Genomic DNA, 15,551 nt, shown 5'->3' with positions numbered 1-15,551 from the left:
CTTCACATGCCCTTGGCCGGGTGTCCTCCATTGAGCGCCATGATACAGAAGTAGCAGATCATGGTGCAGAAGATGGTGATCAGAAGTGCCGATGCAGACCATTTCACCAGCTTCTTGTCTTTCTTAGCCGTTCCGTATACGATGCCCACGAGCGTGGTGAGGAAGAGGCCTCCGATGGCTCCTACGAAACCCTGCACGGCGAAACCTGTCAGAATCAGGATTCCCATCGTGATGAGAATGTTGCGTTTCATGGCTTTCGTTTTTTTAGGTTATATGCTGGTTTTCAATGCTTTGATGACGGATGAAGTGAATCCGGAATGTTCCAGTTCGTTGATTCCCTTGATGGTGATGCCTCCCGGAGTGGTCACCTTTTCTATTTCCAGTGCCGGATGTGTGCTTTCGTTCTGCAGAAGCAGCTGGGCCGCGCCTTCCACGGTCTGAGCCACCATCTTCATGGCGTCTTGCGGCTTTATTCCCATTTCCACGCCCGCCTGCATGGCCGCCTGTATGTATTTCAGCACGTAGGCGATGCCGCATGAGGTGAGCGAGGTGGCTGCGGCAAACTGTTTTTCTTCGATGAGCATGGCCATGCCCATTTCGTTGAAGAGTTTCATCAGCAGGTCTTTCTGCTCTTCCGAGGCGTTTCGCGCTGCAACGAGCGTCATGCTTTCGCCCAGGGATATGGCAGTGTTGGGGATGACCCGGAATAGGGGCATCTCGGGATCCACGTAGTGCGCCAGATTCTCGAACGTAAGTCCGGCCGCTACGGACACCAGAATCTGAGGCTGGCGCAGACGGAGCGGTTTCAGCACCTCTTCCATTTTCCACGGCTTTACCGCCGCTATAACGATGTCGGCATCAGATGCCGCCTCTTTGTTGCTGTTGGTTGTGTTGATGCCGGGAAAATCCGCTTTCAGCATCTCCAGCTTGCCGTTGCTCGGATTCGATACGGCGATTTCGTCTGCTTTGATATAATGCCCTTTGGCCAGTCCGCGTGCAATGGCTCCGCCCATGTTACCGGCTCCGATAATTGCTATTTTCATGTTCCGTTTGTTTGTATATTGCAAAGATAAGATTTTTATCGAGAAATAGCAGGCGTTCGGGTGATAATTTGTCGCCGGCTTTGGGAGCTGTTTGAAGCCGGTTGGGGGAAATGAGGCTGGGGCACGGTGATGTCCCGTTATGTTTATCTCTTCACTTGAGTGAGGAGATCGCTTCACTGCAATGATACGATGTCTTCACTGGGGTGATACGGTCGTATCACTCCAGTGAAGAGGTTTGCGTGTCGGGGTGTTTTTTCCTTCTTCCCGTGTTCAGAAGCACAAGAGAAGCGTTGCCCGTTTGTCGAGTTCCAGTTTTTCTTCCAGCTTGATGGTTTGTCCGCTCAGGAAATCCGTAGCGCTGGTCTGGGGGAGTATCTCTTTATATGGCGTTAAGTCGAGTACCTGTCTTTCGTCTGTTCCGTTCATGATGACTACCACCGACTTGCCTTTGTATTCCCTCTGGTAGACATACGTTCCGTGGGCGATGGAGAAGTGCTTCATGCTTCCCTTTCCTATCGCTTCGTTGTTCTTTCTCCATTGCAGGAGCTTTCTGGTGAAGTCATAAGCCTCGTTCTGCAAGGAAGTGCGGCCCTCGGCCTTGAAGCAGTCGGTCTTGTCGCCCTGCCATCCTCCGGGGAAGTCTTTTCTCAGGCATCCGTCACCGTTTGCCTTGTCGCCGTCCATCAGGATTTCTGTTCCGTAATAGATTTGCGGGATGCCTCGGGTAGTGAGCAGGAATGTCATGGCCTGCTTGTAGCGTGTCAGGTTTTGGGCGAGCTCTTCCGTCCGTCCGAAGCGTGATGTGTCGTGGTTGTCCAGGAAAATCAGCAGGTTCATCGGATTGGCATATACGAGGTCCTGCGTGTGATAATCGTAGAGGCGGTACAGGCCGTTCGCCCAGTCGGTGGTTTCTTCGTCGAAAGCCTTGGCCATCAGGTCTGTCAGGGGGAAGTCCATCACCGTAGGCAGGTTGGAGTTTTTGGGAGCGGCCAGCCTGCTGTCCTTTTGCCAGTAGGACACGAGCACATTGCTGTTGAGCCATGTTTCTCCCACAATGTTGAAGTTAGGATATTCTTCAAGCACTTCCTTGCACCATTCCGACATGAAGTCGTAGTCGGCATACGGGTGCGTGTCCTGGCGTATGCCGTTGATTCCGGCATACTCTATCCACCAGATGCTCGACTGGATGAGATAGCGCGCCACATGCCGGTTGCGCTGGTTGAAGTCGGGCATCACCTGAGTGAACCATCCGTCGGTGGCTATCTTCTTTTCGTAGCTGCTTGCATGGATGTCCATCACGCTGGCCGTTTTGAAGGAAGTCTGCACGTATTCCGACTTGAAGTTGAACCAGTCTTTCGAGGGCTTGTCCTTGAAGAGATAGTTCTCGCTTCCGCAATGGTTGAATATCATGTCCATCACAACCTTCAGGTCCTTCTGGTGCGCCTTGTCCACCAGCTGCCTGAAATCGGCATTCGTTCCGAAGCGCCGGTCAATCTGATAGTAGTCGGTTATTGCGTATCCGTGGTATGAGCCGCTTTCCATGTCGTTCTCCTGTATGGGGTTCAGCCAGATGGCGGTCGCTCCCAGGTCGCTGATATAGTCCAGATGGTCTTCTACGCCTTTCAGGTCACCTCCGTGGCGTGCAAACAGGTCTTCGCGGTTTATCTTGTTTTCCCGCATGCCCTCCACCACGTCGTTTTCCGGATTTCCGTTGGCAAAGCGGTCGGGCATAATCAGATAAAGCACATCGCTCGATGTGAATCCCTGGATGTCGCTCCCCTTGCGGGTGCGCTCTTTCAGTTCGTAGGGGATGACGGTTGATTTCTTGCCCTGCCTGAGGGTTATGTCGAAATGCTGGGGTCCGGCTTCCGACAAGTCGAGGTAGAGCAGAAGATAGTTGGGGTTGTCCTGCCGGACGATTTCTTTGATGCTGATGTCCTTGCCCGACAAGGTTACATCGGATGATGCGATACCGTTTCCGTAGAGCAGAATCTGGAGTTCGGGGTTTTTCATTCCGGCCCACCAGAATTGGGGAGCCACTTGCTTGACCGTCAGGGCATGAGCCGTAGCCTTGAAGCCTAAAAGACCGAATAGAGTCATGATGATAGCTAATGGTTTCATGATATAGTGTGTGTTTGAGGTTTTTCACAAATTTAAGAGTTTGTTCGGCACACACTTTCTGATAAAATGAAAATATAAATCCTTTTAAAGGCTATTTGTCTTGTATTCAACATGTTGCCAGCGTTTTCCATAGGTGATATTATAAAGGGATATGAACCGCAAAGTAAATGGAAAGGCCACAAAACGCACGGAAAATGCATGAATCTCCGCGCCGTTCTGTGGCCTCTTCTGTGAGTGGGCCTCACGTAAAGTATGGCTGTTCTGCTTCCGTGAGGAAGCGGCTGATTTATTTCAGAATGCAGTGCAGTCTGTTCAAGAAGTCATCGGCTTCGTCCATGCTGAGGCAGAGAGGAGGAAGCAGGCGGATGACGCTTGTTCCGCTTACGCCCGTAAACACCTTCTGCTCGAACAGCAGTTTGCTGCGGAGTTCCTTCACGGGCTCTTCAAATTCCAGCCCGATCATAAGTCCTTTGCCGCGGACCTCCTTGATGCCCTTGAAGTTTTTAAGCTCTTCGAGCAAGTGCGCTCCCACTTTTGCCGCATTCTCCACGAGGTGTTCTTCTTTCATCACGTCGAGCACGGCTATTGCGGCCGCACATGCAAGATGGTTTCCTCCGAATGTCGTGCCCAGCTGTCCGTAGACGGGCTTGAATTTCGGGCTTATCAGCACGCCTCCCATGGGGAATCCGTTGCCGATGCCCTTTGCCATGGTAATCATGTCCGGGCGTATGCCGTGGTACTGGTGGGCGAAGAATTTTCCGCTCCGCCCGTAGCCCGACTGGATTTCGTCGACGATGAACACCGTACCGTATTTGTCGCATTCGGTGCGGATGGCTTGCATGAATTCGGTTGTCGGCATTTGGATTCCTCCCACGCCCTGAATCCCTTCGATGATGACCGCACAGACATCACCTTTGGCGAGTTCCGCCTTCATGGCCTCCGTATCGTTCAGCGGGAGATAGACCACATGCCCGTTGTCGTTGACCGGGGCGATGATTTTCGGGTTGTTCGTCACCTCCACCGCCAGCGAGGTCCGTCCGTGGAACGCTTTGGCGAATGAAACCACGCGTGTCCTTCCGTTATGGAACGATGCCAGCTTCAGCGCGTTTTCGTTGGCTTCCGCGCCCGAGTTGATGAGAAACAGCTGGTAATCGTCATATCCGCACATTGCTCCCAGACGGTCGGCCACCTCCTGCTGGAGCTTGTTGATTACCGAGTTTGAATAAAATCCCAGTGCGGCCACCTGCTTGCTGATGGCTTCCACGTAATGCGGATGCGTGTGTCCGATTGAAATAACCGCATGTCCTCCGTAAAGGTCCAGATATTCCTGTCCTTTGTCGTCCCATACGTGGCAGCCCTTTCCCCTGACAATGTTGATGTCGAAAAGGGGATATACGTCAAAAAGTTTCATCTCTTTTTATATTTAAAAGGCCGAAGGCTTGAGCATGAGCCCGGTCGTTTCTTCCAGGTTAAACATCAGATTCATGTTGTGGACAGCCTGTCCGCTTGCTCCTTTCAGCAGGTTGTCGATGCAGGACACTATCAGCAGCTTGTCGCCGTGCTTTTCCAGATGGATGAGGCACTTGTTGGTGTTCACCACCTGTTTCAGGTCGATGTTCTTTTCTACGATGTGCGTGAAAGAATCTTCGGCATAATACGCTTCGTACATCTTCACGATCTCTTCCAGCTCCACCTTGGTCCGGACCACGATGGTGGCGAAGATGCCCCGGGCAAAGTCGCCCCGGTAGGGGATGAAGTCGATTTCAGAGTCGAAGCTGTTCTGAAGCTGTTTGAGCGATTGCCTGATTTCGGGCACATGCTGGTGCGCGAACGGCTTGTAGATGCTGATATTGTTGTTGCGCCAGCTGAAATGGCTGGTCGGTCCCGGCTTTACTCCCGCTCCCGTACTTCCCGTGATGGCGTTTACCATGATGTCACCGTTCAGCAGCAGGTGCTTTGCCAATGGGAGCAGGCCCAGCTGGATGCAGGTGGCAAAGCAACCCGGATTGGCCACGTGCCTGCTCTGGCAGATGGTCCGGCGGTTCAGCTCCGGAAGTCCGTACACGAAGTCGTGTTCGGGACTTGCGATACGGTAATCCATCGAAAGGTCGATGATTTTAAGATTTTCCGGCACGTTGTGGCAATCCATGAACTTCTTCGTGTCGCCATGCGCCGTGCAGAAGAACACCACATCCACTTCGTCCAGCGGAAGCTCGTCCGTGAACACCAGATCCGTTTCGCCGTACAGCCCTTCATGCACGTCCGTAATCTTGTTTCCCGCGTTGCTCGAGCTGTTTATGAATTTGATTTCTGCGTCAGGATGGTTCAGCAGCAGGCGGATAAGTTCGCCTGCCGTATATCCTGCGCCTCCTATAATGCCCGCTTTTATCATAGTCCGACCGTGTCTTAGATAAGTTCGTCCTTATGGTTGGCATAATAAGCGCGGAGCGGGGTGGAGAGCACCTTGATGAAGCCTTTCGCATCCTCGGCCGTCCAGCCTTTCTGCATTTCGCCGTATTCGCCGAACTTGTTCTTTACCAAATCATCTTCCGATTCCACACCCACGGTAGAGAAGCAATACGGGCGGAGTTCAAGGATGGCCGTTCCGTTCACGTTGCGTTGCGATTCGGTCAGCATGGCTTCGATGTCACGCATCACCGGCTCCAGGTACTGGCTTTCGTGGAGGAACATTCCGTACCAGTTCGCCACCTGGTCCTTCCAGTACTGCTGCCATTTGCTCAGCGTGTACTTCTCGAGGAAGCGGTGTGCGCCGATAATCAGCATCGGAGCGGCGGCTTCAAAGCCCACACGTCCCTTGATGCCGATGATGGTGTCGCCCACGTGCATGTCACGTCCGATTCCATAGGGTGCTGCGATTTCTTCCACCTTCTGGATGGCCTTGATCTTGTCGTCGAACACCTCTCCGTTTACGGCATACAGCTCGCCTTTCTTGAATTCCAGCTTCACCTGTTCGCTTCCGTCCTTGGTGACCTGCTTCAGGTAGGCGCTTTCCGGGAGGCCTTGTGCCGAGTCGAGGATTTCGCCTCCGCAGATGGATGTTCCCCAGATGCCCACGTTGTATGAATATTTCAGTTTGGTGAAGTCCGCCTCAAAGCCGTGTTCCTTCAGGTAGTTGATTTCATAGTCGCGGCTGAGCGCCATGTCGCGTGTGAGCGTGATGATTTCCACTCCCGGCGCCATGACAAGGAAAGTCATGTCGAAGCGCACCTGGTCGTTTCCGGCTCCCGTCGAGCCGTGGGCGATGGCGTGTGCGCCGATTTCGTTGGCATAGCGTGCGATGGCCAGAGCCTGGAAGATGCGTTCGGAGCTGACCGATATGGGATAGGTTCCGTTGCGCAGCACATTTCCGAAGATCATGTATTTCAGGCTCTTCTCGTAGTATTCCTGAGTCACGTCGAGCGTTACATATTTCACGGCCCCCAGTTTGTAGGCGTTTTCTTCGTTCTTCTTGAGCTGTTCGGCGCTGAATCCGCCGGTGTTGGCACAGGCGGCATACACTTCATATCCTTTTTCTTTTGCCAGATACATGACGGTGAACGATGTATCCAGTCCGCCGCTGAAAGCAACGACCACTTTCTTCTTTTCTTCCATGATTGATATGTTTTTCGGGTTTAGTCTTAAAAATTGTTGTGCTTGTCGTCCGTGTGCAGGGCCGGGTCGTAGAGCATGGCCGTGCAGATGCAGAACTTGCGCTTTTTAGCCATGAGGATGTCATGGTTGATGCAGCCCTCGCATCCTTTCCAGAATGCGTCGTCGTCGGTCAGCTCGTTGAAGGTCACCGGCACATAGCCCAGTTCGGTGTTCATTTTCATGACGGCCGCGCCCGAGGTGAGGCTGAAGATTTTGGCTTTCGGCCACCGGAGCCGCGCCAGCGTGAACGAAGCGTGCTTGATGCGCTTGGCCAGTCCGAGCCCGCGGTACTTCGGGTGCACGATCAGTCCCGATGTGGCCACATACTGCTTGTTTCCCCATGATTCGATGTAAGTGAATCCGGCAAAATCATCCCCGCAGAGGGCGATGATCGCTTTTCCTTCCTTCATCTTGGTAGCCACGTATTCGTGCGTGCGTTCGGCGATACCCGTGCCGCGCACCTTGGCTGCTTCTCTGATTGTTTCCAGAATCGTGTCAACGTATGCCTCGTGCGAGGCGTCGGCTACCATTACATCAATTTGTTTATTCGGTTCCATTCTTGTTCTTCTATGATTATTATATATGGTTTATATTCGGTATGATGGTTGACAGGGCGTCCAGCACGTCCGTGCGCGAGATGTTTTCGCGGATAACCAGCATGATGGTGTCATCGCCTGCGATGGTCCCGATTATTTCATAGAAATTGTGCATGTCTATGTCGTAGGCCAGGCTGCTTGCATATCCGGGGCGTGTCTTTATCACGGCGATGTTGCAGGAGAACTCGATCGAAACAAAACCGTTGTGGCGGAGCATCTCGCTTGCGCGCTGGGGGTCGGTCATGCGTTTGTACATCGTGTTGTTGGGCAAGACATACACGTAGTTCCCGTTCATGCTGGCGGCCTTGGCCACTTTCAGCTGTTTCAGGTCGCGCGAGAGGGTAGCCTGCGTGAGCTGGAAACCTTCCTTTGCAAGTTCGTTCAGAAGCTCTTCCTGGCTGCCCACTTCCTTGCTTGAGATGATCATTTTGATTGAATCAAGTCTGCTGTTCTTGTTCTTCATTGCATAATTATTCTTTAAACGCCGCAAATATACGGATTATATTGAAATAATATGCAGTTTCGCGTTCTTTTTTATGGATTTTTTTGCGGAGGCTTGTCCGGGCGGAGATGCGCGCGCCTCTGCATCCCGTGAAACGGGCGCAGGCTCCGTCCGGTTTCACGGGCGAAGCCTGCGCACTTGGGCGGTCAGTCTCTCAGCTTCCTTACGAAGAAGTCATACATCCGGTACACCTCGAACTTCTGCCCCAGGCTGTGGGTTCTTCCCGGGAGGTAGAGCTGCTCGAACATCTTGCCGGCCTTCATCAGCGCCTTGACCACCTGCAGGGAGGATGCCGGGTCTACGTTGTCGTCCAGCTCTCCGTTGATGATGAGCAGGTCGCCCTTCAGGAGATGGGCGTTGTCGACATTTGAAGAGCGGCTGTATGATTCGTCCACCGGATATCCCATCCATTGCTCGTTCCACCAGATCTTGTCCATCCGGTTGTCGTGGCATCCGCAGAAGGACACGGCGGCCTTGTAGAAATCGTTGAAGAACAGGAGGGCTCCCAGCGCGCTCTGCCCTCCGGCCGACCATCCGTACACTCCCACGCGCGAGGTGTCCATGTAGGGGTATTTTCTTGCGGCGGCCTTGATCCAGCGGATGCGGTCGGGATATCCGCTGTCCCTCAGGTTCTTCCAGCACACGTCGTGGAACGCCTTCGAGCGGTTGTTGGTTCCCATCCCGTCAATCTTCACAACGATGAATCCCAGCTCCACGAGCGGGGTGATGTAATATTCGAAGGCCGAGAAGTTCTTGTTGACGAACGAGTCGTGCGGGCCTGCATAGATGTCCTCCACAACCGGGTATTTCTTGTTCGGGTCGAAGTTGGCGGGGCGGAAGATGGTTCCCCAGATGTCGGTCTTTCCGTCCCTTCCCTTTGCGTGGAACACTTCGGGCATCACCCATCCCCCGGCCAGGAGTTCGGAAACGTCGCATCTTTCGAGTTCGGCGACTACCTTTCCGGTCTGCCCGTCGCGCAGGACGCTGACGGGAGGCATGTCGGGACGGGAATACACGTCGACAAACCGGCTTCTGTCGGCCGAGAACGAAACCGTGTGGTTGGCGTTTTCGGGCGTCAGGTCGGCCAGCCCCGTCCCGTCAAAGCCCACCCTGCAGAGGTGCATGTTGTAGGGGTCTTCTTTCCTGTTCATGCCCGATGCCATGAAGAACACCTGGCGTGCGTCCTCGTCTACGTGCACCACCCTGCGCACCACCCATTCGCCCGGGGTCATGCACGCCTTCACGCTTCCGTCCGTTCCGTCGATGAGATACAGGTGCTTCCACCCGTCGCGCTCCGAGAGCCAGATGATTTCCTTTCCGTCGGCTATGTCATGGCGGAAGTTGCGGGTATAGTCGATGAAGGTTTCCGACTTTTCGTCTACCAGCCTGCGTATCTCCCCGTTGTCGGCGCGCACCTCGCCCACGATGTAGCGCTGGTGCCCGCGCTGGTTGAACTCGAAGGTGTAGCTCCTGCTGTCGGCTCTCCAGCCGGTGAAGAAGAGGGCGAACTGGTGTTCGTAGGGCCTTGTGTCCAGCGGAATCTGCTTCATGTTCTCCACGTCGAAGAGGGCGGGGAGGCTCACGGGAAGCACGTCGCCCGGCTTTGCATAGTTGATCCACCGGAGCTTGGGCTGGAGCTGCGATTCGGGCGCCGACTCGAGCAGCGGTATCTGCCTTTCCTTCACCTCGCGCACCTTCATTGCGGCCAGCTTCTTCGAGTCGGGCGACCAGCGGAGCTGGCCGTAGGCAAATCCCGGCGCTCCGTCGTTGCTTAGGATCACCGGAGCCGCATCCTTGTCGGTGAGCGAAGCCAGGTATACGTTGCTGTTCCGGATGAACGCCTTCCATTTCCCGTCGGGCGAAACGCCTTCTTCCGCGGGCGCGCCCTGCTGCCGGGCTTGGGGCGCCTGCCCCTTGAGGAGCGCGGCCAGTTCGGGGCGGTCTTCCAGGTATGCGGCCAGCCCTTCGCGCGTGTCTGCCTGCCGCTTCTTTCCGCTTGCGGCGTCTACGAGATAGAATGCGGTTCCCTTGCGTTCGCGGTTTTCGTACCAGAAATAAGACGACTCGCCCAGCCAGCTGGCCCGCACTCCGGGCGAATAGACCTTCTGGAGGCGGTTGCCGAGCGTGTCCAGTCCCTCGAAAGGATAAACGTTTCCTGAGATGCCTGATGCCGGCATCGCCCATAGCATCACGAGCCAGCAGATAATGATTGGTTGCTTTGAGATTTTCATGTCTTTCAAAATTGATTTTAATTGAATGGAGGTTCCCCGGCCGCAAAAATAAGCATTTGTTTTTGATGAGTGAGGGAAGCTTGTGCAAAAAAACAGTATATTTGTGGAAAGTTAAAAGCAGTAACGACCATTCATGAAAAAAGTCTGTATGATATGAAAAGAAATGCGTGTTTATTCCTTTCGTTGTGTGCGGGACAGTTCGCTTTTGCGCAGGAACGCCCGAACATCGTTTTGTTTCTGGTGGACGACATGGGGCTGATGGACACATCGCTCCCCTTTCTGACCGACGGGGACGGGAACGCCAGGCGCTATCCCCTGAACGACTGGTACCGGACTCCCAATATGGAGCGGATGGCAAGGCAGGGCATCCGTTTCTCCACCTTCTATGCGCAGAGCGTAAGCTCGCCCTCGCGCGCGTCCATCATGACGGGGCAGAACGCGGCCCGGCACCGCACCACCAACTGGATAAACTCGGAAGACAACAACCGCACCCCCTTCGGGCCTCCCGAGTGGAACTGGCAGGGAATATCAAGCCAGGTGCCCACCCTGCCCAAGATGCTCCGGAAGGCCGGATACCGGACGATACAGGTGGGGAAGGCACACTTCGGGCCTATCGGGAGCGAGGGAGAGAACCCCGGGAATCTCGGCTTTGACGTGAGCATCGCAGGGTCCTCCATCGGCCAGCCCGGAAGCTATTACGGCGAGGCGGGATACGGAAACATCAGCGGAAACAAGGCGCGTGCCGTGCCCGGACTGGAGAAGTATCACGGAACCGCCACCTTCCTGAGCGACGCCCTGACCTTCGAGGCGAACGAGCAGATCGACAAGGCGGTCGGAGCGGGAAAGCCCTTCTTCCTCTATATGGGCCACTATGCCGTCCATGCGCCCTTTGAAGTCGACAAGCGGTTTATCGGAAACTATACGGACCCCGGCAAATCGCCCGCGGCAAGAGCTTTTGCCGCCCTGATCGAGGGAATGGACAAGTCGCTGGGCGACATGATGGACCACCTGGAAGAAATAGGAGAGGCGGAGAATACGCTGGTCATCTTCCTCGGCGACAACGGTTCGGACGCTCCCCTGGGCGACGAGAAGGGATACACCTCGTCGGCTCCCCTGCGAGGGAAGAAGGGAAGCGAATACGAAGGAGGCGTGCGCGTCCCCTTCATCGCCTGCTGGGCGAAGCCCGACGGGAGAAACCGCTTCCAGAAAGAGCTTCCGATACCTGCCGGAAGCATACAGACGCAGATGGGAACCGTGATGGACATTTATCCCACCCTGCTTGCCCTTGCGGGAGTGAAAGCCCCCGAAGGCTATGTGCTCGACGGGACAGACCTGTCTGTGCAGCTGGAGGGAAAGAAGAACGGGAGCCGTCAGGAGAAGTTCCTGATGCACTTCCCCCACGAGCACCGGGGAAGCTATTTCACCACCTACCGCGACGGGGACTGGAAGCTGATCTACTACTACAATCCCCTGATGCCCGACCGCCCCGTGTGCGAGCTGTATAACCTGAAGAAAGACCCGTTTGAGGTGCATAACCTTGCCACCGCCGATGTGGAGCGCCTGGCGGAGATGGTGGATGCCATGGCCGCCGAACTGGAGGCGGAACAGGCCCTCTATCCCGTGGACAAGGAAGGGAACCCGCTCAAGCCGATAAAACTTCACCTGAAATAACCCGCAGACGATGACGACAGATACAACTTGCCTGGCTCCCGAAAAAGACCCGATGGGAGCCGCCATCCGCGACTATTACAGCACGGGGAAAGCCGGGAGGCTCAGGGTGTTCTCGTCGCAGTTCGACGAAGACGAAATTCCCGTGGCCGGGCTTTTCCGCACCTATCCGGAAATGCCTGCGCTCGAACAGAAGGCTCTCCAGCTTGCCGGCGGCCTTATCCTTGATGTGGGAGCCGGAAGCGGATGCCATACGCTCGCCCTGAAGGAGATGGGAAAAGACGCCCTGCCGGCAGACATCTCCCCCCTGGCGGTGGAGGTGATGCGCGCGCGCGGACTGGACGCGCGGCTCGTGAACCTGTTCGACCCCCGCCTTGCCGGACAGTTCGACACGGTGCTGATGCTGATGAACGGTTCGGGCATCATCGGGAGGCTTGAAAACATCGGGGCGTTCTTCAGGCGCATGAAGCAGCTCCTGGCTCCCGGAGGATGCGTGCTGATGGACTCGAGCGACCTCCGCTATCTTTTTGAGGACGGGGACGGGAGCTTTGCGGTCGACCTCGCCGCGGACTATTACGGGCAGGTGGACTTCCGGATGCAGTACAAGAACGTGAAGGGAGATCCTTTCGACTGGCTTTACATCGATTTCGGCACGCTTTCGCTCTACGCCTCGCAATACGGCTTCAGAGCCGAAAAGGTTCAGAGCGGAGAGCACTACGACTATCTTGCCCGCCTGACGCTCCGCTGAAGGGCGGCAGGCCTCAGCCTCCGATGAGGCCGAAGCGGCGCAGGGCATTGGCGATGCCGTCCTCGTCAACGGACGAGGTTACATAGTCGGCCGCGGCCTGCACCTTCTCGGAGGCATTGCCCATGGCCACGCCTATGTTCACGTGCGAGAGCATGGGTATGTCGTTTCCCCCGTCGCCGAAGGCCATCGTGTCTTCCAGGCTGATTCCGTAGTATTCCAGCACCTTGTCTATGCCGTGGCTCTTGCTGTTTCCGGCGGCGATGATGTCGGCAAAGAGCGGATACCAGCGCATGGGCGTGCAGTGCTTCAGCGTGCGCGAGAACATTTCCCCGTCGTCTTTTTCGGGGAAGTATCCCATGATCTGCATGATTTCCTTGCCCCTGGCGTATTCGGCCGGGCGCACGGGCGGGATGTCGATTTCGATGAGCGCTGCCACCTCCCTTACCGTTTCGTCCACACGGGTGATGAACCATGTGTCGTCGTGTACAAACACGAAGGGAGTTTCGGGATGGCTGTGCGAGTAGGCTATCAGACGCTCCACGTCGTCTTCCGGAATCCGGCTCCTGTAGATGTCGCGGTTGCCGGCGGTGAAGCAGTGCACCCCGTTGAGCGTGATGTAGCCGTCGAACTCCAGGTCGCCTGCCGCTTCCATCATCAGCTGCTTCGGGCGTCCGGTGGCGATGAACGTTTTCACTCCCCGGGCGCGCAGCTCTTTCAGGGCGTCGCGGGCAGACTGGGGGACGGCATGCGTGCGGAATGAAACCAGCGTGCCGTCAATGTCGAAGAAGATTGCCTTGACCATATCGGATTGTCGTTTTTCTTGTTTTGCGTGCAAATTTACTGAAAATATCCGTTCGGAGCTTCCGAAAGGGCAGGAGAAGTGAGGAGGGAGGCCGGGGCAGTATTAGGATATGACTGTCAAAAGTAAATATCATTGGTAGCATAGCGAAGAAACAGCGTTACCAATGACGGATTATCCTTATCTCTCCTGTTATTCTGACGACCGTAAGGGAGAAGAAACAACGTCTGGCGTTAAGCCAATCTCACATCCACGTGGATGCAGGCGTTCAGGATGACAAATGAAAAATGAAAACAGAGCTTCATCTTGACACCGCCTCCTTCAGAAAATCCTCTTCTTCATATAAGCTTCTCCGAGGGTGAGGAGTTGAGTGTGTTTTTTGCATATCTCCCCCATAAACCGTATATTTGCAGGCATATAACCGAAAAACTGACAAACGATGGAGTATCAATTCAACCGCATAGCCGTGAAGATAGGAAGCAACGTGCTGACGCGCAAGGACGGCACGCTGGACGTGACGCGCATGTCGGCCCTGGTCGACCAGGTGGCCGAGCTTCACAAAAACGGAGTGGAAGTCGTGCTGGTGTCTTCGGGAGCCGTGGCCTCGGGACGGAGCGAACTGAAGCCGGCGCGCAAGCTGGACAGCGTGGAGCAGCGCCAGCTCTTCTCGGCCGTGGGGCAGGCCAAGCTGATAAACCGCTACTACGAGCTGTTCCGCGAGCACGGCATCGCCGTGGGGCAGGTGCTGACCGCGAAGGAGAGCTTCGCCACGCGCCGCCACTACCTGAACCAGCGCAGCTGTATGCGCGTGATGCTGGAGAACGGGGTCATCCCGATCGTCAACGAAAACGACACCGTGTCCGTGACCGAGCTGATGTTTACCGACAACGACGAGCTTTCGGGACTGGTGGCCTCGATGCTCGGCGTGCAGGCGCTCATCATCCTGAGTAACATCGACGGCATCTACAACGGCTCCCCCTCCGACCCCGGCACGGAGGTGATACGCACGGTGGAGCACGGAAAAGACCTGTCCGACTACATCCGCACCGAGAAGTCGGGCTTCGGACGGGGAGGGATGCTCACCAAGACGACCATCGCGCGGAAAGTGGCGGACGAGGGAATCACCGTAATCATCGCCAACGGAAGGCGGGACAACATCCTGACCGACCTGATGCTGCGGCCCGAAACCACGGTGTGCACGCGCTTCGTGCCTTCAGACGGGGGAGTGTCGAGCGTGAAGAAGTGGATTGCACACAGCGAGGGGTTCGCCAAGGGCGAGCTGAGGCTGAACCGGAAGGCGGCAGACGCCGTGAGGGGCGACAGGGCCGTGAGCATCCTCCCCGTGGGCGTGGCCGAGGTGAAGGGCGAGTTCGAGAAAGACGACATCGTGCGGATAACCGGCGAAGACGGCGGGCTGATCGGCGTGGGGCGCGTGGGCGTGGACTCGGACGAGGCGCGCCGGATGCTGGGAAAGCACGGCCAGAAGCCGCTGGTGCACTACGATTATCTGTATCTGGAGTAAGGGGCGGGGAGGCTCATGGAAAAGCCACAGAACTGCAGAATCCGGCCGGAGCGTCGCCTCCGCATCGAGCGGTCGCTTGCCTACCGCTCAATCAGGATTATAGCCCGGTGGATGGACAGGTATTTCCTCGACCCGATAATCGGTCTTCTGCCTGGAGCGGGCGATTTCCTCTCGTCCGTGCTTGCCGTTCCGTTCCTTTATGTAAGCATATTCCAGGTGCGCTCCCTCCCGTTGACGCTTGCGGTGATATTCAACACCCTGCGCGATGTGGCGTTGGGGCTGGTTCCGTTCTGGATAGGCAACGTCATCGATGTGTTCAACCGCGGCTACCTGCAGAACTTCAGACTGATTGTCGGTTTCGTGGAGGGTGACAGGGAAATCATCGGGAGGGTGAACCGGAACGCGTTCCGGATGGCACTTCTCATCGCGGCCTGCTGCGCGGTTATCTGCTGGCTGGTGAGGCTGGGCATAAGCGTGGCTTCCGGAGCAGGGGATTTTCTTGGCGGGCTGTTTTCCTGAACCCTTGTTTTCCCGACACTTGCTTTGGATTGTCCGGTAATTCCGCTATATTTGTAAGGCTTAATCTGATGTGAGAACATGAAGAACCGCTTCCGCACCGGGCTGATTGCAGCCCTCTGTCTGTGCGCCGGCCTCCTGGGCATACTGACTT

At 55.8% G+C, this 15,551-nt stretch carries 14 protein-coding genes; 4 read left to right on the top strand and 10 right to left on the bottom strand.

All coding sequences use genetic code 11. From position 1 onward, the window contains the following. Positions 1–2: 2 nt before the first annotated feature. The 9 genes from QUW60_RS09975 to QUW60_RS09935 form a co-directional block, all read right to left on the bottom strand. Positions 3–251: a hypothetical protein gene (locus QUW60_RS09975; protein ID WP_258337146.1), complete on the bottom strand. Its 249-nt coding sequence runs from the start codon at positions 249–251 to the stop codon at positions 3–5. Positions 252–269: 18 nt separating this feature from the next. Next, on the bottom strand, positions 270–1,043 hold the full coding sequence (gene proC / locus QUW60_RS09970) for a pyrroline-5-carboxylate reductase (RefSeq protein WP_289560195.1): 774 nt from the start codon (positions 1,041–1,043) through the stop codon (positions 270–272). A gap of 270 nt (positions 1,044–1,313) precedes the next feature. Then, positions 1,314–3,164 carry a glycoside hydrolase family 13 protein gene (locus QUW60_RS09965; protein WP_434736863.1) on the bottom strand — a complete coding sequence of 617 codons (1,851 nt, stop codon included), beginning with the start codon at positions 3,162–3,164 and terminating at the stop codon, positions 1,314–1,316. Positions 3,165–3,450: 286 nt separating this feature from the next. Continuing rightward, positions 3,451–4,575, bottom strand: coding sequence for an aspartate aminotransferase family protein (locus tag QUW60_RS09960; protein WP_289560193.1), 1,125 nt, complete (start codon positions 4,573–4,575; stop codon positions 3,451–3,453). A 12-nt stretch (positions 4,576–4,587) separates the two neighbouring features. Next, positions 4,588–5,556, bottom strand: coding sequence for an N-acetyl-gamma-glutamyl-phosphate reductase (gene argC, locus QUW60_RS09955; protein WP_289560190.1), 969 nt, complete (start codon positions 5,554–5,556; stop codon positions 4,588–4,590). Between the two features lie 14 nt (positions 5,557–5,570). Then, positions 5,571–6,776, bottom strand: coding sequence for an argininosuccinate synthase (locus tag QUW60_RS09950; protein ID WP_258337141.1), 1,206 nt, complete (start codon positions 6,774–6,776; stop codon positions 5,571–5,573). 26 nt (positions 6,777–6,802) lie between these two features. After that, positions 6,803–7,372 (bottom strand): GNAT family N-acetyltransferase, encoded by a 570-nt coding sequence (locus QUW60_RS09945; protein WP_258337140.1) that lies wholly within the window; start codon positions 7,370–7,372, stop codon positions 6,803–6,805. 19 nt (positions 7,373–7,391) lie between these two features. Then, positions 7,392–7,874, bottom strand: coding sequence for an arginine repressor (locus tag QUW60_RS09940; RefSeq protein WP_289560187.1), 483 nt, complete (start codon positions 7,872–7,874; stop codon positions 7,392–7,394). 185 nt (positions 7,875–8,059) lie between these two features. Further along, complete coding sequence (locus tag QUW60_RS09935; protein ID WP_258337138.1) at positions 8,060–10,144, bottom strand: S9 family peptidase; 2,085 nt, start codon at positions 10,142–10,144, stop codon at positions 8,060–8,062. Positions 10,145–10,297: 153 nt separating this feature from the next. Here QUW60_RS09935 and QUW60_RS09930 point away from each other — a divergent pair, with 153 nt between their 5' ends. Further along, on the top strand, positions 10,298–11,815 hold the full coding sequence (locus QUW60_RS09930; protein ID WP_289560185.1) for a sulfatase: 1,518 nt from the start codon (positions 10,298–10,300) through the stop codon (positions 11,813–11,815). Positions 11,816–11,825: 10 nt separating this feature from the next. Beyond that, positions 11,826–12,560: a class I SAM-dependent methyltransferase gene (locus QUW60_RS09925; protein WP_258337136.1), complete on the top strand. Its 735-nt coding sequence runs from the start codon at positions 11,826–11,828 to the stop codon at positions 12,558–12,560. A gap of 13 nt (positions 12,561–12,573) precedes the next feature. On the opposite strand, the gene QUW60_RS09920 is transcribed toward QUW60_RS09925, so the two are convergent. Further along, the gene (locus tag QUW60_RS09920) at positions 12,574–13,362 is read right to left on the bottom strand and encodes a Cof-type HAD-IIB family hydrolase (protein WP_258337135.1); all 789 of its coding nucleotides are present in this window, start codon (positions 13,360–13,362) and stop codon (positions 12,574–12,576) included. Between the two features lie 436 nt (positions 13,363–13,798). Here QUW60_RS09920 and proB point away from each other — a divergent pair, with 436 nt between their 5' ends. After that, a complete protein-coding gene (gene proB, locus QUW60_RS09915; RefSeq protein ID WP_289560181.1) occupies positions 13,799–14,881 on the top strand; it encodes a glutamate 5-kinase in 1,083 nt (360 codons plus the stop codon). Positions 14,882–14,896: 15 nt separating this feature from the next. After that, positions 14,897–15,400, top strand: coding sequence for a DUF4112 domain-containing protein (locus tag QUW60_RS09910; RefSeq protein WP_258337133.1), 504 nt, complete (start codon positions 14,897–14,899; stop codon positions 15,398–15,400). Positions 15,401–15,551: the final 151 nt, after the last annotated feature.

The sequence above is a fragment of the Bacteroides gallinaceum genome, assembly GCF_030373775.1.
GTDB classification, from domain to species: Bacteria; Bacteroidota; Bacteroidia; order Bacteroidales; family Bacteroidaceae; genus Phocaeicola; species Phocaeicola excrementipullorum.
The sequence above is the reverse complement of the archived record's forward strand: the minus strand, read 5'-3'. Positions and strand labels throughout refer to the sequence as shown.

Excerpts from the sequence above, each read along its gene's own strand:
- QUW60_RS09975 (WP_258337146.1), bottom strand. The coding sequence starts at position 251 with ATGAAACGCAACATTCTCATCACGATGGGAATCCTGATTCTGACAGGT.
- proC (WP_289560195.1), bottom strand. The coding sequence starts at position 1,043 with ATGAAAATAGCAATTATCGGAGCCGGTAACATGGGCGGAGCCATTGCA.
- QUW60_RS09965 (WP_434736863.1), bottom strand. The coding sequence starts at position 3,164 with ATGAAACCATTAGCTATCATCATGACTCTATTCGGTCTTTTAGGCTTC.
- QUW60_RS09960 (WP_289560193.1), bottom strand. The coding sequence starts at position 4,575 with ATGAAACTTTTTGACGTATATCCCCTTTTCGACATCAACATTGTCAGG.
- argC (WP_289560190.1), bottom strand. The coding sequence starts at position 5,556 with ATGATAAAAGCGGGCATTATAGGAGGCGCAGGATATACGGCAGGCGAA.
- QUW60_RS09950 (WP_258337141.1), bottom strand. The coding sequence starts at position 6,776 with ATGGAAGAAAAGAAGAAAGTGGTCGTTGCTTTCAGCGGCGGACTGGAT.
- QUW60_RS09945 (WP_258337140.1), bottom strand. The coding sequence starts at position 7,372 with ATGGAACCGAATAAACAAATTGATGTAATGGTAGCCGACGCCTCGCAC.
- QUW60_RS09940 (WP_289560187.1), bottom strand. The coding sequence starts at position 7,874 with ATGAAGAACAAGAACAGCAGACTTGATTCAATCAAAATGATCATCTCA.
- QUW60_RS09935 (WP_258337138.1), bottom strand. The coding sequence starts at position 10,144 with ATGAAAATCTCAAAGCAACCAATCATTATCTGCTGGCTCGTGATGCTA.
- QUW60_RS09930 (WP_289560185.1), top strand. The coding sequence starts at position 10,298 with ATGAAAAGAAATGCGTGTTTATTCCTTTCGTTGTGTGCGGGACAGTTC.
- QUW60_RS09925 (WP_258337136.1), top strand. The coding sequence starts at position 11,826 with ATGACGACAGATACAACTTGCCTGGCTCCCGAAAAAGACCCGATGGGA.
- QUW60_RS09920 (WP_258337135.1), bottom strand. The coding sequence starts at position 13,362 with ATGGTCAAGGCAATCTTCTTCGACATTGACGGCACGCTGGTTTCATTC.
- proB (WP_289560181.1), top strand. The coding sequence starts at position 13,799 with ATGGAGTATCAATTCAACCGCATAGCCGTGAAGATAGGAAGCAACGTG.
- QUW60_RS09910 (WP_258337133.1), top strand. The coding sequence starts at position 14,897 with ATGGAAAAGCCACAGAACTGCAGAATCCGGCCGGAGCGTCGCCTCCGC.